Annotated in this window: 15 protein-coding genes and 1 pseudogene; 10 read left to right on the top strand and 6 right to left on the bottom strand. The window is 73.4% G+C overall.

All coding sequences use genetic code 11. The features are described 5' to 3' along the window. The first annotated feature begins 241 nt into the window (after window positions 1–241). A complete protein-coding gene (locus R6Y94_RS28850; RefSeq protein WP_318398989.1) occupies window positions 242–784 on the top strand; it encodes a hypothetical protein in 543 nt (180 codons plus the stop codon). Between the two features lie 38 nt (window positions 785–822). On the opposite strand, the gene R6Y94_RS28845 is transcribed toward R6Y94_RS28850, so the two are convergent. Then, entirely contained in the window at window positions 823–2,115 is a 1,293-nt protein-coding gene (locus R6Y94_RS28845) for an acetyl-CoA C-acetyltransferase (RefSeq protein WP_318398988.1), read from the bottom strand. 57 nt (window positions 2,116–2,172) lie between these two features. Here R6Y94_RS28845 and R6Y94_RS28840 point away from each other — a divergent pair, with 57 nt between their 5' ends. The 3 genes from R6Y94_RS28840 (at window position 2,173) to R6Y94_RS28830 (ending at window position 5,793) form a co-directional block, all read left to right on the top strand. Then, window positions 2,173–3,552 (top strand): 3-oxoacyl-ACP reductase, encoded by a 1,380-nt coding sequence (locus R6Y94_RS28840; protein ID WP_318398987.1) that lies wholly within the window; start codon window positions 2,173–2,175, stop codon window positions 3,550–3,552. Beyond that, window positions 3,552–4,517 (top strand): MaoC/PaaZ C-terminal domain-containing protein, encoded by a 966-nt coding sequence (locus R6Y94_RS28835; protein ID WP_318398986.1) that lies wholly within the window; start codon window positions 3,552–3,554, stop codon window positions 4,515–4,517. The genes R6Y94_RS28840 and R6Y94_RS28835 overlap by 1 nt, the downstream gene beginning before the upstream one ends. A gap of 298 nt (window positions 4,518–4,815) precedes the next feature. Then, the gene (locus R6Y94_RS28830) at window positions 4,816–5,793 is read left to right on the top strand and encodes a polysaccharide lyase family 1 protein (RefSeq protein WP_318398985.1); all 978 of its coding nucleotides are present in this window, start codon (window positions 4,816–4,818) and stop codon (window positions 5,791–5,793) included. 177 nt (window positions 5,794–5,970) lie between these two features. On the opposite strand, the gene R6Y94_RS28825 is transcribed toward R6Y94_RS28830, so the two are convergent. Continuing rightward, window positions 5,971–6,618 carry a TetR/AcrR family transcriptional regulator gene (locus R6Y94_RS28825; protein WP_318398984.1) on the bottom strand — a complete coding sequence of 216 codons (648 nt, stop codon included), beginning with the start codon at window positions 6,616–6,618 and terminating at the stop codon, window positions 5,971–5,973. A 96-nt stretch (window positions 6,619–6,714) separates the two neighbouring features. On the opposite strand from R6Y94_RS28825, the gene R6Y94_RS28820 reads away from it, so the two are divergent. The 3 genes from R6Y94_RS28820 (at window position 6,715) to R6Y94_RS28810 (ending at window position 10,175) form a co-directional block, all read left to right on the top strand. After that, a complete protein-coding gene (locus R6Y94_RS28820) occupies window positions 6,715–7,167 on the top strand; it encodes an SCP2 sterol-binding domain-containing protein (RefSeq protein WP_318398983.1) in 453 nt (150 codons plus the stop codon). Window positions 7,168–7,233: 66 nt separating this feature from the next. After that, the gene (locus R6Y94_RS28815; protein WP_318398982.1) at window positions 7,234–8,448 is read left to right on the top strand and encodes an acyl-CoA dehydrogenase family protein; all 1,215 of its coding nucleotides are present in this window, start codon (window positions 7,234–7,236) and stop codon (window positions 8,446–8,448) included. A 137-nt stretch (window positions 8,449–8,585) separates the two neighbouring features. Beyond that, on the top strand, window positions 8,586–10,175 hold the full coding sequence (locus tag R6Y94_RS28810) for an AMP-binding protein (RefSeq protein WP_318398981.1): 1,590 nt from the start codon (window positions 8,586–8,588) through the stop codon (window positions 10,173–10,175). Here the strand turns inward: R6Y94_RS28810 and R6Y94_RS28805 are convergent, their stop codons facing one another. The 3 genes from R6Y94_RS28805 to R6Y94_RS28795 all read right to left on the bottom strand — a co-directional run bounded on the left by R6Y94_RS28805 (window position 10,176) and on the right by R6Y94_RS28795 (window position 13,704). Next, window positions 10,176–10,781, bottom strand: coding sequence for a hypothetical protein (locus R6Y94_RS28805; protein WP_318398980.1), 606 nt, complete (start codon window positions 10,779–10,781; stop codon window positions 10,176–10,178). It lies immediately after the preceding gene. 157 nt (window positions 10,782–10,938) lie between these two features. After that, window positions 10,939–12,228, bottom strand: coding sequence for a phosphoribosylamine--glycine ligase (purD, locus tag R6Y94_RS28800; RefSeq protein WP_318398979.1), 1,290 nt, complete (start codon window positions 12,226–12,228; stop codon window positions 10,939–10,941). Window positions 12,229–12,405: 177 nt separating this feature from the next. Then, window positions 12,406–13,704, bottom strand: a complete 1,299-nt coding sequence (locus R6Y94_RS28795) for an adenylosuccinate synthase (RefSeq protein ID WP_318398978.1) — start codon at window positions 13,702–13,704, stop codon at window positions 12,406–12,408. Between the two features lie 126 nt (window positions 13,705–13,830). Here R6Y94_RS28795 and R6Y94_RS28790 point away from each other — a divergent pair, with 126 nt between their 5' ends. Both R6Y94_RS28790 and R6Y94_RS28785 read left to right on the top strand, forming a co-directional pair. Beyond that, complete coding sequence (locus R6Y94_RS28790) at window positions 13,831–14,826, top strand: hypothetical protein (protein WP_318398977.1); 996 nt, start codon at window positions 13,831–13,833, stop codon at window positions 14,824–14,826. Window positions 14,827–16,174: 1,348 nt separating this feature from the next. Beyond that, window positions 16,175–17,596: pseudogene (locus tag R6Y94_RS28785) on the top strand (chromosome partitioning protein); the annotation flags it as partial. A 281-nt stretch (window positions 17,597–17,877) separates the two neighbouring features. Here R6Y94_RS28785 and R6Y94_RS28780 read toward each other — a convergent pair. Beyond that, entirely contained in the window at window positions 17,878–18,306 is a 429-nt protein-coding gene (locus R6Y94_RS28780; protein WP_318398976.1) for a DUF3151 domain-containing protein, read from the bottom strand. Between the two features lie 307 nt (window positions 18,307–18,613). On the opposite strand from R6Y94_RS28780, the gene R6Y94_RS28775 reads away from it, so the two are divergent. Then, window positions 18,614–19,858, top strand: coding sequence for a hypothetical protein (locus tag R6Y94_RS28775; RefSeq protein ID WP_318398975.1), 1,245 nt, complete (start codon window positions 18,614–18,616; stop codon window positions 19,856–19,858). Window positions 19,859–19,863: the final 5 nt, after the last annotated feature.

The raw sequence follows: 19,863 nt of genomic DNA, 5'->3' as shown, positions 1-19,863 counted from the left end.
GACCGGGAGACCGGGCTCTGCCCGGTCTGTCTGACGCCCGGACCGTGCCGACCGGCCAACGCGGCGGCGAACCGCCTCGTCGAGTTGGGCCGGCCGGTCCTCACTCCCGAACCCGCGAAGCACCGATCAGGTGGTTGCCCGCGCTGGCTCAGTGCACTCCGGAGATCCCTACCGCGCACCGCCCCACTGCTGACCGCGCCTGGCGACGCCGCCTCGGCGCTACAGCCACCGCCGCGGAGACGTGAGTGCCCGGCTGCCCGACATCCGGGTTGGCGACATCCTGGAGGTCGGCGAGGGCGACTATTGCTTCGGCCTCGGCAGACTGATCCTGGAGGTCATCCAGTTGGGACGCCGGGAACGACACACCGACGGCCTCTGGCTTCACCCGCGCGGGGTCGAACTGCAAACTTCCGACGGAATACGACTGCGCCAGCGGCGCGTACTGGTCCGGCTGGACGCCGTGGCGATCCGACCGGGTCCCCTGTCGCGCCGGCATCGACCCGAACGACGAGCCGACCAGCGACGACCCGAGCCCCTTCGACGGCACAACAGCCCTCGGCGGGCGCACCTTCCGAGGCGACCCGACTGGACCTGTGCCGGCTGCGACGAGGACTGGCCGTGCCCCGATCAGCGGGAACGACTCCTGATCCGCTACCGGCACAACCGGCTGGCGCTGCTCAGCCACCTCGGCCGGTACGTGGCACTCGCAGCCGTCGACCTGCCCGACCTCTCGCCCGAGGAGTTGCATACCCGCTTCCTCGCCTGGCCTGGCGGATCGGCTTGAGGCCGCCAGCAGGGCGGTGCCGAGACGGACGCGCCGGCTCAGCGTTCCAGGATCGCCACCACGCCCTGACCGCCGGCCGCGCAGATCGAGATCAGGCCGCGTCCCGAGCCGCGCTCGGCGAGCAGCTTGGCCAGGGTGGCCACGATCCGGCCGCCGGTAGCGGCGAACGGGTGGCCGGCGGCCAGCGACGAGCCGTTGACGTTCAGCTTCGCGGGGTCGATCGACCCCAGCGGGGCGTCCAGGCCCAACCTCTCCGTGCAGAACTCCGGCGACTCCCAGGCGGCCAGGGTGGCCAGCACCTGCGAGGCGAACGCCTCGTGGATCTCGAAGTAGTCGAAGTCGGCCAGGGTCAGCCCGGTCCGGGCGAGCAGCCGGGGCACGGCGTACGCGGGGGCCATCAGCAGTCCCTCGTCGCCGTGTACGAAGTCGACGGCGGCGGTCGTCGACGCACCGAACCAGGCCAGTACCGGCAGGTTGTGCGCCTTGGCCCACTCCTCGGAGGCGAGCAGCACCGTCGACGCCCCGTCGGTGAGCGGGGAGGAGTTGCCTGCGGTCATGCTGGCATGCTCGGCGTCCGGCCCCCGGGTGCCGAAGACCGGCTTGAGCGTGCCGAGCTTCTCCACACTGGTGTCGGGGCGGAGGTTCGCATCCCGGGTCAGCCCGAGGTACGGCGTGACCAGGTCGTCGAAGAACCCACGGTCGTACGCGGCGGCGAGCCGCTGGTGCGACCGGACCGCGAGTTCGTCCTGAGCCTGCCGGTCGACGTTCCACCGCCGGGCGGTGACCGCCGCGTGCTCCCCCATCGACAGTCCGGTACGCGGCTCCGCGTTGCGTGGGATCTCCGGCCGGAACGGCTGGGCCGGACGGAACCGGGTGGCGGCCTTCAGCCGCCCGCCGAGGGTACGGGCAGCGTTGATCTCCAGCAGGGTACGCCGCAGGTCCTCGTTGACCGCCAGCGGCGCGTCCGAGGTGGTGTCCACGCCACCGGCGATCCCGACGTCGAGCTGGCCGAGCGCGATCTTGTTGGCGACCAGGATCGCCGCCTCCAGCCCGGTGCCGCAGGCCTGCTGGAGGTCGTACGCCGGGGTGCGCGGGTCGAGCCGGGAGCCGAGCACCACCTCCCGGGTGAGGTTGAAGTCCTTCGAGTGCTTGAGTACCGCACCGGCGGCCACCTCGCCGAGCCGCTCGCCGGCCAGGCCGAACCGGGCGATCAACCCGTCCAGGGCGGCGGTCAACATGTCCTGGTTGGACGCCTTGGCGTACCGCCCGTTGGAGCGGGCGAAGGGGATCCGGTTGCCTCCGAGGACCGCGACGCGACGTACGGCTTCCATGGTGACGCCTCCAGAACGCAGGGTTGTTCCTACCTTACCCGCGAGTAGGCTACGGTCATGAGTGACAGGTACGCGAGCTTCGCCCACACCGGTCCCGGCCGGGCGCTGGTCAAGCGCCTCGGCCTGCCCGACCCGCCCAGGCTGCGCCGCTACCGCCCCGGCGACCCGCTGGCGCACGGCCCGGTACGCCTCGACGCCGCCTCCGGCGGCCGCCTGGTCGAACCGCTGGCCAAGCTGCTCACCTCGGCCGGCGTGAAAATCACCGACCCGACCGCGACCGAGCCGGGCGACAGTGCGACCGAGCCGGGCGACAGTGCGGGCCGGGTGCCGCCACAGGCCGCCCTGCTCTACGACGCCACCGGCATCACCGACTCGTCCGGACTGCGCGCGCTCTTCGACTTCTTCCACCCGCTGGCCCGGGCGCTGCACCCCTCCGGCCGGGTGGTCGTCTTCGGCACCCCGCCGGAATCCTGCGGCACACCCCGGGAGGCGACCGCGCAGCGCGCCCTGGAAGGGCTGACCCGGAGCATCGGCAAGGAGTTCGGCAGGGGTACGACCGCACAGCTCGTCTACGTCGCGTCGGGTGCCGAACGGGCCGTCGCGTCGACCCTGCGCTTCCTGCTCTCCGGCCGCTCCGCGTACGTCTCCGGGCAGGTGGTCCGGATCGGTCCGGCCGAGGTGCCGGAGGTCGACTGGGCCCGCCCGCTGGACGGCCGGATCGCGCTGGTCACCGGGGCCGCCCGGGGAATCGGGGCGCAGGTCGCCGAGGTACTGGCGGCCGACGGTGCCCAGGTGGTGGCGCTGGACGTACCGGCGGCCGGTGACGCGCTCGCCGAGGTCGCCAACGCCGTCGGCGGTACGGCGGTACAGCTCGACCTGACCGCGCCCGACGCGCCGCTGCGGCTCGCCGACCATCTGGCCGACCGGCACGGCCGGGTGGACGTGGTGGTGCACAACGCCGGGATCACCCGGGACCGGACGCTGGGCCGGATGAGCCCGGACTGGTGGGACTCGGTGCTGGAGGTCAACCTCACCAGCCAGGAGCGGATCAACGACGTACTGCTGGACCGCGAGTTGATCCCGCGCGGCGGGCGACTGATCGGGGTCTCCTCGATCGCCGGGATCGCCGGCAACCGGGGCCAGACCAACTATGCGACCTCCAAGGCCGGGGTGATCGGCCTGGTGCACTCGATGGCTCCGGTGCTCGCCGAACGCGGCATCACCGTCAACGCGGTCGCACCGGGCTTCATCGAGACCCGGCTGACCGCCCGGATCCCGCTGGTGCTCCGCGAGGCCGGCCGGCGGATGAACAGCATGGCGCAGGGCGGCCTGCCGGTCGACGTCGCACAGACGATCGCCTGGTTCGCCTCGCCCGGCTCGGCCGGCGTCACCGGCAACGTGGTGCGGGTCTGCGGCCAGAGCCTGCTGGGGGCCTGATGTCCGAGCTGCCGAACACCGCCGAGGGCACCACACCGGCCGAGCCGCACGGCCGGGGGGCCGCCGAGGGGGTGCCCGACCAGATCGGGAGCGCGCCGGAGGGATCCGGGGTCGAGTTGGCGGCGCTGCCGGCCGCCGGGCCGCTCTACCGGCGAGCGGCGATCGGGTTGGCCCCGGGGCTCGGTCCGGCCCGGCGTGCCGACCGGCTCCCCGAGACCGAACTGCTGGTCCGGGCGGTCACGGTCGACCGGGAGCACCTGGCGGCGTACGACCGGGTGTGCGGGTTCCGGCTCGCCGACGCGCTGCCGCCGACCTATCCGCACGTACTCGCCTTCCCGCTGGCCCTGCGCCTGATGAGCGCGCCGGAGTTTCCGCTCCCCCTGGTCGGCCTGGTGCACGTGGCGAACCGGATCACCACGTACCGCCGGGTGGACGCGGCGGAGCCGCTGGACCTGGCGGTACGCGCCGTCGACCTGCGCCCGCACGACCGGGGCCGGCAGTTCGACATGGTCTGCACCGCCTCGACCGGTGGAGAGGTGGTGTGGCGTGCCGTGGCGACGTACCTGCGACGGGAGCGTACCGGGGCCGACGGCGGCCGACGCGACGCCACGGAGCGACCGGCTCCGCCGGCCCCGACCGCGCTGTGGCGGGTGCACTCCCGGGTGGGCCGGGACTACGCCCGGGTCTCCGGCGACCACAACCCGATCCACACCTCGCGGATCGCCGCCCGGCTGTTCGGTTTCCCCCGGCCGATCGCGCACGGCATGTGGAGCAAGGCCCGGTGCCTGGCCGCGCTGGAGGGACGGCTGCCCGACGCGTACACCGTGGATGTGGCGTTCAAGCTGCCCGTGCCGCTGCCCGGCACGGTGGCGTTCTCCGCGACCCCGGGCTGGAACTTCGGGCTGCACGACCCGTCGCGCGGCCGCCCGTACCTGCTCGGCGAGGTGGCCGCGAGCCGGGACTGATCCGGACGGCCCGCCCCAGGACTGATCCGGGTCGCCGCGAGCCGGGACTGATCCGGGTGATCCGGACTGATCACCCTCTCGGGCCAAGCCCGACAGGACGGAACAAACATCGAGATTTGTCGTTGACATGGCCGATGTGCATCGATAGTCTTCGCTTGATGCTGGAAAGCGCTTTCCAGCACCCGTCCCCAGTGCGGTCCGGACCCGCCGGCCGCACCGTCCACCCACCGCTGGCGGCGTCCGCGTCCCACCCGCGACCCGGCCGTCGGGGTGGACCACTTCCGCTCGGAGGTTTCCTGTGTCCAGCACCGAATCCACCACCCGCCGTACCCGGCGGCTCTCCCGGCTCCCGCTGCTCGCCGCGGCCACCGCCGCCACGCTCGTGGGCAGCTCCCTCGTCGCCATGCCCAGCGCGTCGGCCGCCTCGTTCAACATGCAGGGTTGGGCGACCCAGTGCGGTGGCACCACCGGCGGCGGCAGCGCCTCCCCGGTGACGGTCACCAGCGGTAGCCAACTGGTCAGCGAGATGCAGGCCAGCGGCGCGCGCGTGATCCGAGTCTCCGGCAGCCTGTCGATCAGCGGCATGCAGAAGGTCGCCGCCAACAAGACCATCATCGGGGTGGGCAGCGGTGCCGCCATCACCGGTGGCGGGCTCAACGTCGCCAGCGTCAGCAACGTCATCATCCGGAACATCAACTTCCGGAACTGGAGCGACGACGCGATCAACGTGCAGTACTCGACCCGGGTCTGGATCGACCACAACAGCTTCACCAACGGCAACGACGGCGCGGTCGACATCAAGCGCGCTTCGGACTGCGCCACCGTCTCCTGGAACCGGGTCTACGGCCACGACAAGTCGTTCCTGCTCGGCCACTCGGACGACAACTCGGGCGAGGACTCCGGCAAGCTGCGCGTGACGTACCACCACAACTGGTTCGACGGCTCGGAGCAGCGGCACCCCCGGGTCCGGTTCGGCAACCCGGTGCACGTCTTCAACAACTACTACAACAACGTCGGCGGCTACGGCGTCGCCTCGACCGAGGGCGCCGGTGTGCTCGTCGAGGGCAACTACTTCGAGAACACCGAGGACCCGTACCACCTCGGCGAGGCCAGCTCCGGCCCCGGCACCCTGGTCGCCCGGAACAACCACTTCGTGAACTCGGGTAGCGGCCAGGCCGGCGGCAGTGTCCGGAGTCTTCCGTACAGCGTCAGCGTCGACCCGGCCGCCAACGTCAAGTCCATCGTCACCGGCGGCGCCGGCACCGGCCGGATCTGACCGTCGGCACGGCGTCGGCCGATCCGACCCGCGCCACCGGCGGCGTGACGGGTGCTCCGGTCCCACCGGGCCGGAGCACCCGTACCTCCGTTTCCGGCGACAGGCCGGCGCTGCCTTCGGCGGGGAGCGCGATCGGTCAGACGGGGACGGGCAGTCTCGGGCCCGAGGACGGAGGGCTCAGTCCGGCGGGGCGGCCGGCGGTCGCCAGGGGCGCCCGGCGAGCAGGTCCCCGGCGCCGGTCCAGGCGAAGGCCATCATCCGGCCGGCCATCGCGTCCGGGTCGGCCTCGGGGTGGTCGGCCAGCCAGTCCGCGACCGACTCTGCGGCACCGACCAGGGCGTACGCCATGACCTCCAGCTCGGGCGCGCTGACCTCGCGGCCGTCGTCGGCCAGGCCCCGGGCGAGCATCCCGGCGACCACCTCGATGATCCGGCTCCGCATCGCGGACAGTTCGTCGGCGAACGGCCGCTCGCCCCGGGCCTGCCGGTAGAGGACGGCCCAACCGTCCCGGTGCGCCCCGACGAACCGGAAGAACGCCCGCAGGCCGCGCCAGAGCCTCTCCTCGAACGGCACGTCCGGTACGACCGCGCCGACGATCGCCTCCACCAGCCGGGTCCCCTCCCGGTGCAGGCAGGCGGTGAAAAGCTCCTCCTTGGACCCGAGATAGGCGTAAACCATGGGTTTGGAGATGCCCGCCTCGTCGGCGATCTCGTCCATGCTCGCCGCGTGGAAGCCACGCCGGGAGAAGACCTTGACCGCGGCGTCGAGCATCTGCTGCTCCCGTACGGCCCGGGGCAGCCGCCGGAAGGCGGGCGGAGTCGACACCTTGCGAGCTTACCTACTCGTGCGTAAGGTTACGCGTGAGTAACCAATAATATTGACCGGAGAGCAACCATCACCAGCAGCCCGGAGGGCCTTCGCATGACCGACTTCGACCCGGCGAACTTCGCCTCGCTCGAGCCCAAGCAGTTCGCCCAGATCGTCAAGTCCACCCCGGACGACAAGCTGGCCGAAGTGATGAGCGGCGACCTGCGCGGCAAGGTCCTCGACGCGGTGTTCGGCCGGATGCCGACGCTGTTCCGGGCCGATCGGGCCGGCAACACCAACACGGTCCTGCACTGGACCATCACCGGCCGGCCCGATGGCGGCTCCGACACCTACGAGATCGTCATCGAGAACGGGGCCTGCCAGGTCTCGGAGACGCCGCAGCGGGACCCCAAGCTCACCCTCACGATGGGCCCGGTCGAGTTCCTCAAGATCGTTTCCGGTGACGCCAACCCGGTGATGATGTTCATGACCGGCAAGCTGAAGGCAAAGGGCGACCTCGGGCTCGCGGCCAACATCGCCAACCTGTTCGACATCCCGAAGGCCTGACCCCGACACCGGGCCGGCCGAACCGGCACCCGGGACCGACCCGACGACCGACGACGAGGGGACGGCGTGACCGAGTTCTCGCTCGACCTGAACGAAGAGCAACAGGACCTGCGCGACTGGGTGCACGGATTCGCCGCCGAGATCGTGCGCCCGGCCGCGGCCGAATGGGACGCCCGCGAGGAGACCCCCTGGCCGGTCATCCAGGAGGCGGCGAAGGTCGGCCTCTACGGCTTCGAGTTCATCGCGAACTGCTGGGCCGACCCGACCGGGCTGTCCCTGCCACTCGCCAACGAGGAACTCTTCTGGGGGGACGCCGGGATCGGCATGGCCCTCTTCGGCACCACCCTCGCGGTCGCCGCGATCTACGGCTCCGGCACCCCCGAGCAACTGGTCGAATGGGTGCCGCAGTGCTACGGCGACACCGACCGGCCGGCGGTGGCGGCGTTCTGCACCACCGAGCCGGAGGCCGGGTCGGACGTCTCCGCCATGCGTACCCGGGCCCGCTACGACGAGGCCACCGACGAGTGGGTGCTGACCGGGCAGAAGGCGTACGCCACCAACGGCGGGATCGCCGCCGTGCACGTGGTGACCGCCTCGGTGGAGCCGGAACTCGGCTCCCGGGGGCAGGCCGCGTTCGTGGTGCCGCCCGGCACCGAGGGACTGACCGCGTCCAAGAAGCTACGCAAGCTCGGCCTGCGCGCCTCGCACACCGCCGACGTCTTCCTGGACGAGGTACGGGTGCCGGGCCGTTGCCTGCTCGGCGGGCGTGAGGCACTGCACGAACGGCTCGACCGGGCCCGCTCCGGCCAGCGCGGCAACAGCCAGGCGGCGATGCGTACCTTCGAACTCTCCCGGCCCACCGTCGGCGCGCAGGCGATCGGGGTGGCCCGGGCGGCGTACGAATACTCCCTGGCGTACGCCCAGGAGCGGGTCCAGTTCGGCCGGCCGATCATCGAGAACCAGGCGATCGCGTTCCCGCTCGCGGACATGCGGATGGAGATCGACGCGGCCCGGCTGCTGGTCTGGCGGGCCGCCTGGATGGGGCGCAACAACCGCCCGTTCAGCGCGGGTGAGGGCTCGATGTCCAAGCTCAAGGCCGGCGAGGTGGCGGTCTCGGTGACCGAGAAGGCGGTACAGATCCTCGGCGGCGCCGGCTTCCTGCGTGAGCACCCGGTCGAGCGCTGGTACCGGGACGCCAAGATCTACACCATCTTCGAGGGGACGTCGGAGATCCAGCGGCTGGTCATCTCCCGGGCCGTCTCCGGGCGCCAGATCCGCTGACCGGCCCGGTCGCGGCGGCGATCGAGCCGGACCGCCGACGGCCGAGCCAGCCGGCCCCGGCCGAGCCGGCCCGGTGCCGTCCCGACCGGCGAGCCCCTCTTCCCCGAAAGCAGAACGACACCCAGCGGAGCCACTCCTTGCCCTCGGACCTCGCGTTTCTCGTCACCACGCTGACCCGGCGCGGGCTGCTCAAGCCCGGCTCGCCCCGGCGGGTCGCGGCGCAGCTCGGCGCGCTGCGGAACTGGGGGTTCAGCCTGGCCGGCGAACTGCGCCAGGCGGCGGCCCGGGATCCGGACCGGGTCGCGCTGATCGACGAGGAGCGCGGCGAGATCAGCTACCGGGAGCTGCTGGACCGGGCCGAACGGCTGGCCCGGTCGCTGCGGGCCCGCTACGGCGTCGCGGAGGGCGACCGGATCGGGGTGCTCTGCCGCAACCACGCCGGTCTGGTGGAGACCGCCCTCGCCGGCGGGCTGCTCGGCGCCGACATCGTACTGGTGAACACCGGGCTCTCCGGGGCGCAGCTCGCGGCCGTCGCCGAGGAGCAACGGATCCGGCTGCTGGTGCACGACGCCGAGTTCCTCGACCGGGTGGTCGGGGTGCCGGCGGAGGTGGAGCGGGTCGACGACCGGGAGTACCGGGACCTGGTCGCCGGGGCACCCCTGGGCGAGCTGCGCCCGCCGGGCCGGGACGGCCGGACCATCGTGCTCACCTCCGGCACCAGCGGTACGCCGAAGGGCGCCCGCCGGCCCACCCCGAACGGCCTCGGCCCGCTCGTAGCGATCATCGGCCGGATCCCGCTGCACAACGGGGTACGGATGATGATCGCCGCCCCGCTCTTCCACACCTGGGGGTACGCCGCGCTCCAGATGGCCTTCGCGCTGCGCGGCACCGTCGTGCTGCACCGCAGGTTCGAGCCGCTGGCCGCGCTGGCGGCGGTGGAACGGCACTCCTGCACGGCGCTGTTCGCCGTGCCGGTGATGGTACAGCGGCTGCTGGAGGTACCGCCGCCGGCCAACCGACCACCGCTGGAGGTGGTCGCGGTGAGCGGTTCGGCGCTGCCCGGCGGGCTGGCCACCCGGTTCATGGATCGTTACGGCGACGTGCTCTACAACCTGTACGGCTCCACCGAGGTCTCCTGGGCCGCCATCGCCACCCCGGCCGAGCTGCGCCGGGCGCCGACCACCGCCGGGCGGCCGCCGCACGGCACCCGGCTGGTGATCGTCGACCGGCGCGGCGAGCCGACCCCGACCGGCCAGGTCGGCCGGATCCTGGTCGGCAACGAGCTGCTCTTCGAGGGGTACACGGCGGGCGGCCCGGAGCAGGAGGGTCGGGGTGGTCCGGTGGACGGGCGCCTGCTGGACACCGGCGACCTCGGCCACCTGGACGCCGACGGGCTGCTCTACGTGGACGGCCGCGCCGACGACATGATCGTCTCCGGTGGCGAGAACGTCCATCCGTCCGAGGTGGAGAACCTGCTCGCCGAGCTGCCCCAGGTACGCGAGGTGGCGGTGATCGGCGTCCCGGACCGGACGTACGGGCAGCGGCTGGCGGCGTACCTGGTGCTGCACCCGGGCGAGACGCTCGACCCGGACGCGGTACGCGAGTACGTCCGCCGCTACCGCGCCCGGTTCTCGGTGCCCCGGGACGTGCTCTTCGTACCGGCCCTGCCGCGCAACGCGACCGGCAAGGTGCTGACCCGGGAACTGCGCCGCTACCACCGCGCCTGACTAGACCATCGGAATCTCGTGCACCAGTGCCGAGGCGGTCAGGGTCTTCGACCGCACCTCGCCGCCGCCGACGGTCCGGAGCTGGTAGGTGTGCTTGACGTACTCGCCCGGGACGCCCCCGCACGGGAAGTCGATGGTCGCGGTGCCGACCGCCGGATAGGTGTCGTAGATCCCGGGCCCGTCGACGGAGAGGGTCACCTTGTCGGTGCCGGTCACCTTCCACTCCAGGGTCACCGGTACCCCGGGGATGCGGTTGACGTTCGTGCCCTGGTCGCACTGCGGCTTCTGCTTGATCCGGTAGTAGACGATCGTCGGGCCGCTCGGCTTCTTGCCCGTCGTACCGCTGTTGTCGTTGCCACCGCCGGTGTGGCCGCCACCGGTGTTGCCACCGCCGGGCTGGTCGCCCTGGCCCGCCGGGCTGCCGGTCGGTGCCGGCGTCGCGGCCGTCACGTCCGGCGGGGCGCTGCCCAGGCCCGCGTCGCCGGTGGCCGGCGCCGAGCTGGCCGGTGCGGACCCACCGGTCTCGATCGTCACGCAACCGGTCGCCGCGACCGCGATCGCGCCACCGAGGGCGACCAGGGCCGCCCGGGTCAGGTACCTGTGCATGGTCGCTCCTCCGCCACTGGGATCCCCCGAGACCGACGGCTGGGGGTGATCTCACGGTAGGAAACCCGGTGCGATCGGCGAATCACGGTTTCGTGCCAGCACGGGCGGGCGGGTGCCGGGCGGGGCGGCGCATCCGCGGGCGGACGCCGGGGGTGGCTCAGCCGGCCGGGGGCTCCACCCGGTCGGGGGCGGCGAGCCGACCCGCCGCGGCGAGCGCCGCGATGTCGGTCCGGTGGTGCGCTCCCGGCAGGCCGATCCCGGAGACCAGCTCGTAGGCGGCCAGCCGGGCGGCGCCGACGTCGGCACCGAGGCCGGTACCGGAGAGGACCCGGCCCCCGGCGGAGACCAGCGCGCCGTCCGAGGCGCGGCGCGCGGTGCCGGCGTGCACGATCCCGGCGCGCTCGGCGCCGGTGATCACCTCACCGGTCCTGGGGGTGTCCGGATAGCCTGCCGAGGCGAGCACGACGGTGACCGCCGCACCGACCCGCCAGCGCAGCGGCGGATGCGCGGCCAGCGTGCTGGTGGCCGCCGCGTGCAGCAGGCCGGCGAGCGGCGTCTCCAGCAGCGCGAGTACGACCTGCGTCTCCGGGTCGCCGAACCGCGCGTTGAACTCGATCACCCGTGGCCCGTGCCGGGTGATGGCCAGCCCGACGTAGAGCAGCCCGCCGAACGGGGTGCCCCGGCGTCGCATCTCGGCCAGGGTCGGCTCGACCACCGTGGCCATCACCTCGTCGACGGTGCCCGGGGGCAGCCACGGCAGTGGCGCGTACGCCCCCATGCCGCCGGTGTTCGGGCCGGTGTCGCCGTCGCCGACCCGCTTGAAGTCCTGGGCCGGGAGCAGCGGCAGCGCGGTCTCGCCGTCGGTGACGACGAAGAGCGAGACCTCGGGGCCGGCCAGGTATTCCTCGACGACGACCCGGCCGCATGCGGCGGCATGGTCGAGCGCGGCCGACCGGTCCTCGGTGACCACCACGCCCTTGCCGGCGGCGAGTCCGTCGTCCTTGACCACGTACGGCGGGCCGAACTCGTCGAGCGCCTGGGCCACCAGGGCGGACCCGACGCCGGTACCGGGGTTGTCGACGGTCCGCGCCCGGGCCGTCGGCACACCGGCCGCCGCCATCACGTCCTTGGCGAACGCCTTGGAGCCCTCGATCCGGGCCGCCGCGCCGGACGGGCCGAAGCAGGCGATGCCCTTGGCGCGTACCGCGTCGGCGACCCCGGCGACCAGCGGCGCCTCCGGACCGACGACCACCAGGTCGGCCTGGACCTCGACGGCGAGCGCCGCGACCGATGCCGGATCGGTGGCCTGCACCGGACGCAGTTCCGCGACCGCGGCGATGCCGGGGTTGCCCGGTGCGGCGATCAACTGGTCGACGGCCGGGTCGGCGGCCAGGCCGAGCGCCAGAGCATGCTCTCGCCCGCCGCCACCGATGAGTAGTACGCGCACGACCGCCGATCCTACGGGTCCGACCCGGAGCCGCTCGCTCCCGGCCACGCTCGGCTCGCTCCCGGCCAAGATTGTCGGGGCCGCGCCCCGGGCGGTCTGCGTGATGGTGCCGGTGACGTCCCGGACGGGGGCGACCGGGTCCCCGACGGGATCGACCTGGTCCCGGACGGGGCTCGCTCAGCTTCTGGCCGGGATCAGCTCGTGCCGGACGATGTTCTCCTCCCGGCCGGGGCCGACGCCGACCACGCTGACCCGGGTCCGGCACAGCTCCTCGATCCGGGCCAGGTAGCGACGGGCGTTCTCCGGCAGCTCCGCTTCGGAGCGCGCCTTGGAGATGTCCTCCCACCAGCCGTCCAGCTCCTCGTAAATCGGCTTGGCGTGGTGGATCGCGGTCTGCGTCATCGGCATGTCGTCGTACCGCTCGCCGTCGATCTCGTAACCGACGCAGATCGGTACCTTCTCCATTCCGGAGAGGACGTCGAGCTTGGTGACGACCAGGTCGGTGATGCCGTTGAGCCGGACGGCGTACCGGCCGATCACCGCGTCGAACCAGCCGCACCGGCGCTCCCGGCCGGTGGTGGTGCCGTACTCGGCGCCGACCTTGCGCAGGTGCGCGCCGTTGTCGTCGAAGAGCTCGGTCGGGAACGGCCCCGAACCGACCCGGGTGGTGTACGCCTTCGTCACCCCGATCACCTGGTTGATCGCCATCGGCGGGATGCCGGCCCCGACACAGGCGCCGCCGACCGTCGGGTTGGACGAGGTGACGAAGGGGTACGTGCCGTGGTCCATGTCGAGCATGGTGGCCTGGGCACCCTCCAGCAGCACCGTCTCGCCCCGGTCCAGGGCGTCCCAGAGGATCACCCGGGTCTCCGCGATGTACGGCCGCAGCCGCTCCGCGTAGCCGAGGTACTCCTCGGTCACCGCCTCCACGTCCAGCGCCTTGCGGTTGTAGACCTTGAACAGGATCTGGTTCTTCTCCCGCAGCGCGAGTTCCAGCTTCTTGCGCAGGATGCCCGGGTCGAGCAGGTCCTGCACCCGGATGCCCATCCGGGCCACCTTGTCGCCGTACGCCGGGCCGATGCCCCGGCCGGTGGTGCCGATCCGGGACGAGCCGAGGTAGCGCTCGACCACCCGGTCCAGCGCCCGGTGGTGCGGCATGATCAGGTGCGCGTCGCCGGAGATCCGCAGCCGGGAGACGTCCACGCCCCGCTCGGCCAGCCCGTCGATCTCGGAGATCAGCACCTTCGGGTCGACCACCACGCCGTTGCCGATCACGATCACCGCGCTCGGCGAGAGCGCGCCCGACGGCATCAGGTGCAGCGCGTACTTCTGCCCGTCCGGGGTCACCACCGTGTGCCCGGCGTTGTTGCCGCCGGAGTAACGGACGACGTAGTCGACCCGGTCACCCAGCAGGTCGGTAACCTTGCCCTTGCCCTCGTCGCCCCACTGCGCCCCGATGAGCACGATCGCCGGCATCTCTAAACCCGCCTCCAGGGGGCTCGGGTGCCAGGTGGCGACCGCGTGGCGAGCCCGAGGTGTCAGGCTAACAAAAAGTGACGACCCGGCCGGCAGAGGCCGGCTGGCGGCAGGAGGCGACTCCCGGTGTACGACGTGGTACTGCTCACCCTCGCCCCGGGTGAGGACGACCCGGCGGGCTGTGGCGCGGGCGGCGACTGCTGTTCGTCCGGTGCGGCACCCGACCGGGCGGACTGCGCGGACACCCCACGGGTACCCGTACTGGCCTGCGCGGACGCGATCACCGAGCGCGGCGCCCGGGTCGAGACCGTGACCGCCCGGTCGGATCGGGAGATCGACGCGGTGCTGGCCCGGCTGGACGGTCCGCCCCGAGCGGACGGGCTCGACTGGCCCGATCCGGACGGCAAGACCCGACTCGTGGTCGCTACAGCGAGTGACGCACAGTTACGCGCCGTCACGCGTCGGCTGGTCCGCCGGTACGCCCCGCCGCCCAGCCGTCGTCCGGCCGACCTCGCCGACAACCGGACCGTGCCGGACCTGCCGGCGATCGGCGTACTGCCGCTGGACCCGAGCCGGTCGACGGCGTCCGAGCCGCCCCGGGACCTCGCCGGTCAGCTCGGCCTGCCCCGCGAACCGGCGGCGGTCGCCGCGGCCGTACTCGACGGTCGGGTACGGCGCCTCGACCTGCTCCGCAACGACGGCGGCTCGGTCACCCTGGACGGGGCGCTGCTCGGTGCCGCCAACGACGCCGGTACCCCGTTGGCCTGGCATGGCCGGGTGGAGGTCGACGACACCGTGCTGTCGGCCGGCGACGATCCGCTGTTCGCCTGTGCGATCGGCAACGCGGGCGGCTACGCCGAACTCGGCGGGGTACGCCTGCTGTCCACAGCGGACCCGGCCGACGGCGCGGTCGAGGTCGCGGTGGCCGTACCGGTGGCCGCCCGGACCCGCTGGGGCCGCCGGACGGTACGCCTCGAGGTGCGCCGGGCCCGGGGTCGTGCCGTCGCGGTCACGCCCCGCGATCCGGAGGTTCCGTTCCTGGACGACGGGGTAACAGGCACGCTGACCCGCAAGCGGTCGTGGTGGATCGAGCCGGGGGCATGGGCGGTGTACGACCACTGATCTGTTGTGGAAGGCTGTACGTGGGGACCTCCGTGCCCGGCCCGAGGCCGATCGGCGGGCATATCCTCGGGTGTGGGAGGGAGGTAGCTAGGCCGTGGTGAACAATCATGGAGACCGGGTTTACGTGCCGGGCCAGGTGCCGGCAGCGCCGCAGGAGGCCGAGCCGCTGTGGCCGCCGGACGAGATCGTCGCCGAGCCCCGTGACGAGTCCAATCCGATCAGTTGGGCGCCGACGCCACCGCCGCCTCCGGACGCGACCCCACCGGGCCCGATGGCCGGGGTGCCGCAGCCCGTCGCGCACCAGCCCTACCAGGGCACTCCGCCACCTGCGGTTCCCGCTCCGCCACCCCCGATCCCGATGCCCCCGGCCCCGGCCGTGCCGCCCACCTTCTCCCCGGTGCCGATCCCGCCCGGGCCACCCGTTCCGCAGCCGCCGCCGGTCCCGCCGGTGACCGCCGTACCGGTGCACCCGCCGGCACCGCCCGTGCACCCGCCGACACCGCCCGTGCCGGCGCCGCCACCGCCCGGTCCGGTCCCGAGCACCGGCCCGGCGGAGGATTCGGTGCACTCACCGACCCGGGTCTGGCCCACGGTCGTCCCGGGCAACCAGGGCCGGGTCTCGGTGGGTACCGGTGACATCCGCCGCCCCGACACCGCCGGCCCGCCGGAGAACACCGGTGACCCGGAGGCGCCCGGCCGGGCCCGGCCGGGATCCCCGGACGGGCCGGCGGCCGGCGAGGAGCGCACCGGCGGCACCGGTACGGCCGACCCTCGGGCCGCCGGCAAGGCGAGCGTCAGCCCCACCGCCGGCAAGGCGTCCGTCTCTCCGACCGCCGGCAAGGCGACGGTGAGCCCGACCACGGGCAAGGCGACGGTCGGGCCGGCGAGCGGGGCGCACCCGACCATCCCGACCAGCGGCGCCGCCCCGGGCGGCGGGGCGAACTCGACCAGCGGCGCCATGCCGACGAACGGATCCACTACGACCAGCGGGGCGGCTTCGGCCAGCGGCGCAACCCCGACCAGCGGAGTAGCTTCGACCAGCGGCGCGATTCCGGTGAGCGGGGCGGCGGGCGGAGGCGCCCGGCCGGCCCAGTCCTCGTCCGGTCCCGCGCAGAGCGGGTCGGCGACCAGCCAGGGCACCGGTGACGGGGTGGCCGAGGCCGGCGTGGCGCAGCCGGAGGCCGAGCCGGCCGAGCAGCGGGAATCCGCCCGGTCCGCCGAACCGGCCCGGGGCCGGGCGACGCTGCCGGCCACCAGCCGGCCCCAGCCGGACGGCGGCCCAGCCCGGCCGCCCGCCGAGTCACCGTGGGCGCAGCCGCCGCAGCGGCCGCTCGGCCCGCAGCATGGCGCGACGGCACCGGTGGCAGCACAACCGGTCCCGCCACCGCCGGTGCCTCCGCAGCCAATCCCGGTGCAGCCGGTCTCCGGCCCCGGTCCCGACCCGGCGACCGGATCGGCTCCGCCGGTCGGGCCGTATCCGCCCACGATCACGCCGGGCCCGTACTCGGCGGCGGCGCGTCCGGTGTCGGCCTATCCGCCGCCGGGCCCCCCGCAGCCGCCGCCTCCGGTGGCGGGGCACCCCGCGTACCCGCCGCAGCCGGCGGACCAGCCCGGTCCGCCCGGTTATCCGAGCCAGCCCGGCTATCCGAGCTATCCGCCCCCGCCGGTACCCGGCCCGCAGTCCGGCTGGGCGCCGCCGCCGGTGCCCCCGGTCCCGCCGCACCCCGGGGTGACCGAGGTGCCGCAGCAGCCGTACGCCGAGTCGGCCGGGGTGCAGCGGGTGCCGCCACAACCGGCGAACGCCTACCCCGACCCGCTCTGGACGCCGGATTCCGGCACGCCCACCGCCGAGGACTTCGCCCGGCGCCGGGCGGTACGCCCCGCCGACCCGATCGCACAGATGGGGGTACGCGCCGCGGTCAACAAGACCACCCTGGGGCTGGTGAAGCTCGCTCCGGGGCGGCACGAGCAGGAGATCAAGCAGGACATCGAGATGATCCGCCGCAACTTCGGCGGGCTCCGGCAGGTGACGGTCGTCAACCCCAAGGGCGGTGCCGGCAAGACGGTGGCGATCCTGCTGCTGGCGATGACCTTCGGGCAGAAGCGCGGCGGGTACGTGCTGGCCTGGGACAACAACGAGACCCAGGGCACCCTGGGGATGCGGGCCCAGCAGGACTTCCACTCCCGCACGGTGCGGGACATGCTGCGCGACCTCTACCAGTTCAAGGGGGCGCACGGCGGCCGGGTCGGTGACCTGTCGCAGTACGTACGGTCGCAGAGCGAGGGCATGTTCGACGTCCTCGCCTCGGACGAGTCGGCGACCGGCGGCGAGATGCTCACCGCCGCCGCCTTCGCGGAGATCCGCGAGGTGGTCAGCCGGTTCTACAAGTTGATCTTCGTGGACACCGGGAACAACGTCCGGGCCCAGAACTGGCAGGCGGCGATCGACGCCACCGACCAACTCGTGGTGACCATGTCGGCCCGGAACGACTCCGCCGAGACGGCCGCCCGGATGCTCGACCACCTGGAGCAGAGCGGCCGGCAACGGCTGGTCCGCCAGGCGGTCACGGTGGTCTCCATGCCACCGTCCCGCAAGGAGATCGACCTGCCTGCGATCCAGCGGCACTTCGCCGCCCGTACCCGGGCGGTGCTGCTGGCCCCGTACGAGCGGTTGATCGACACCGGTGAGCCGATCCGGTACGCCCAGCTCTCGTCCGCGACCCGGGACGCCTGGCTCAAGATCGCGGCGTCGGTGGCCGAAGGGCTTTGACCAGCCTGGACGCCAACAGGATCAGCGGGCGGCGGTGCCCGTACCCGAGCACGGGTCGGCCGCCGACACGGTCCGGCAGATCCCAGGCCACCCGGTTCACCGGATCTGGTCGAGCCACCGGAGCCGGCCGACGCCGGCGGAACTTCTACCGAGCAAGCGACCCCTAGAGCCACAGCCGCACGGCGGTGGCTGCTTATCGGGCCGGTGACACCTTCCGGCTCGACGGCTGGTCGTAGCCGCTCCGCAGCGTCCACCGCCCGCCGGACCGCCCCGGTTGCGGGTCAGGTGCCGGAGAGGGCGTCGCCGGCCGCCGGATCACAGTCGCGGAGGAACTGCGCGCAGCGGGCCGCCTCGTCGGACTCGCCGATCTCGCCGGCCGCCCGGGACAGCACGTGCAGGCAGCGCAGGAAACCCTGGTTCGGCACGTGGCCCCACGGCACCGGACCGTGGCCCTTCCAGCCACTGCGGCGGAGCTGGTCCAGACCCCGGTGATAGCCGGTGCGCGCGTACGCGTAGGCGGCGACGACCTGGCCGGAGCCGAGCGCCCGCGCGGCCAGGGCCGCCCAGGCCGCGCTGAACGTCGGGTGCTGCGCGGCGGCCGAGGCGTACGCCTCGTCGGTGTCCGCCGCCCGCGCGGCGGCGAGCGCCGCCTCGGCGGCGTCGTCTGCGGGCAGCAGGGTGGCCGGCGGTTCGGGCAAGAGGTTCTGCATCGGACCATTCAACCCGGCCGCCACCGGCTCCGGCGAGCGGGGTGTGCCACGTCGGATGGCTGAACGGCTGAGGGATCCGTCACGCGTGCGGCCGGTGCGGTTCGGGCGGCACTGGACTACAAATAGAGATCCGGAGCCTCCCCAGGACCCGGTAACAGGGAGCCCGGCGGCCTGGTGTCGCCGGGCTCTCGCCGATTTCCTGCCGTCCTGTGCCCGGCTTACCGTTTTCGGCCCGCCATGAGTCCCGCCACGAGCCCGCCGTGGGGTCCGGCGTAGGCCCGTTGCCGGGTCGGGGCAAGATGGCGGGGTGCCCACCCCGCCCCCCGCCGACGTGCTCGAACCGCACGACGACACCGCCGACGAAATCGAGTCGCGCGCTGAACTGGATCTCCACCTCCGGAGCGGCAGCCTCGCCGGGCTGACCGTGCAGGGTCTCCGGCTGGATCTCGATCCGGTGCCGGCCCTGACCGCGGTCGACCTGACCGGGACCCTCTTCGCGGGGTGCCGGTTCGTCTCCCGGGAGGTGGAGGCGGAGTTGGTCCGGCGCGGCGCGACCGTGGTACCCGACTTCGCGGCGCTGCCGTACCCGACGCACCCGTCCCGGCTCTACACCGCCGAGGAGCTGGCCGCCGGGTTCGACACCGGCGGCTTCGCCGGGATGTACGACACCGTGGTCTACGAGCACTTCCGCAGCCATGGCGGTGCGCTGCCGGAGCTGCGGGAGGCACTGGCCCAGCGGTTGCACGACCACGCCGTCGACAACGCGCTGGCCGACGCCACCCGCGCCTGGCTGGCCCGGCACGGCCCGGGTTCCGTGGTCGGGGTGATGGGCGGGCACGCGGTGCCGCGCGGCACCTCGGCGTACCGGCTGGCCGCGACGCTCGGCTGGGAACTGGCCCGGGCCGGCCGGCTGGTGGTGACCGGCGGCGGCCCGGGGGTGATGGAGGCGGCGAACCTGGGCGCCTACCTGTCCGAGCGGTCGGCGGCCGACCTCAGTTCGGCGATCGACCTGCTGGCCACCGCGCCGGACTTCACCGACCACGACCCCTACACGGCGGTCGCGCTCCGGGTGCGGACCCGGTTCGAGCCGGCGATACCGCAGCCCCGCAACGGCAGCGCCAGCGGCAACGGCAACGGCCAGCGGGGCGCGGACCCGGACGGCTGGGCCCGGCGCGGTGGGCTCGCCATCCCCACCTGGCTGTACGGGCACGAGCCGGCGAACCTCTTCGCCGGCCGGATCGCCAAGTATTTCTCCAACGCGATCCGGGAGGACACCATCCTCCGGCTGGCCCGGGGCGGGATCGTGTTCGCCGCCGGTCGGGCGGGCACCGTGCAGGAGGTGTTCCAGGCGGCCACCAAGACGTTCTACGGCACCGACGGCGACAGCGGGCCGTACGTCTTCCTGGACAGCGCGTTCTGGACCCGGACCCTGCCGATCGAGGCGCTGCTGCGCCCGCTGCTGGCCCTCGCGCCCGCCGGTGACCTGGCCCGTTCGGTGCACATCACCGACGACGTGCACGAGGCCGTCCGGCTGCTCACCGCCACGCCGTAACGGGG

The organism is Plantactinospora sp. KLBMP9567 (genome assembly GCF_033446045.1).
In the GTDB taxonomy this organism is placed as follows: domain Bacteria; phylum Actinomycetota; class Actinomycetes; order Mycobacteriales; family Micromonosporaceae; genus Plantactinospora.
Note: the sequence above shows the minus strand (reverse complement) of the source record. Positions and strands in the feature narration are given on the sequence as shown.

Bases quoted from the DNA above. Each gene is read 5' to 3' on its own strand.
- R6Y94_RS28845 (WP_318398988.1), bottom strand. From the start codon at position 2,115: ATGGAAGCCGTACGTCGCGTCGCGGTCCTCGGAGGCAACCGGATCCCC.
- R6Y94_RS28840 (WP_318398987.1), top strand. From the start codon at position 2,173: ATGAGTGACAGGTACGCGAGCTTCGCCCACACCGGTCCCGGCCGGGCG.
- R6Y94_RS28835 (WP_318398986.1), top strand. From the start codon at position 3,552: ATGTCCGAGCTGCCGAACACCGCCGAGGGCACCACACCGGCCGAGCCG.
- R6Y94_RS28820 (WP_318398983.1), top strand. From the start codon at position 6,715: ATGACCGACTTCGACCCGGCGAACTTCGCCTCGCTCGAGCCCAAGCAG.
- R6Y94_RS28805 (WP_318398980.1), bottom strand. From the start codon at position 10,781: ATGCACAGGTACCTGACCCGGGCGGCCCTGGTCGCCCTCGGTGGCGCG.
- R6Y94_RS28795 (WP_318398978.1), bottom strand. From the start codon at position 13,704: ATGCCGGCGATCGTGCTCATCGGGGCGCAGTGGGGCGACGAGGGCAAG.
- R6Y94_RS28780 (WP_318398976.1), bottom strand. From the start codon at position 18,306: ATGCAGAACCTCTTGCCCGAACCGCCGGCCACCCTGCTGCCCGCAGAC.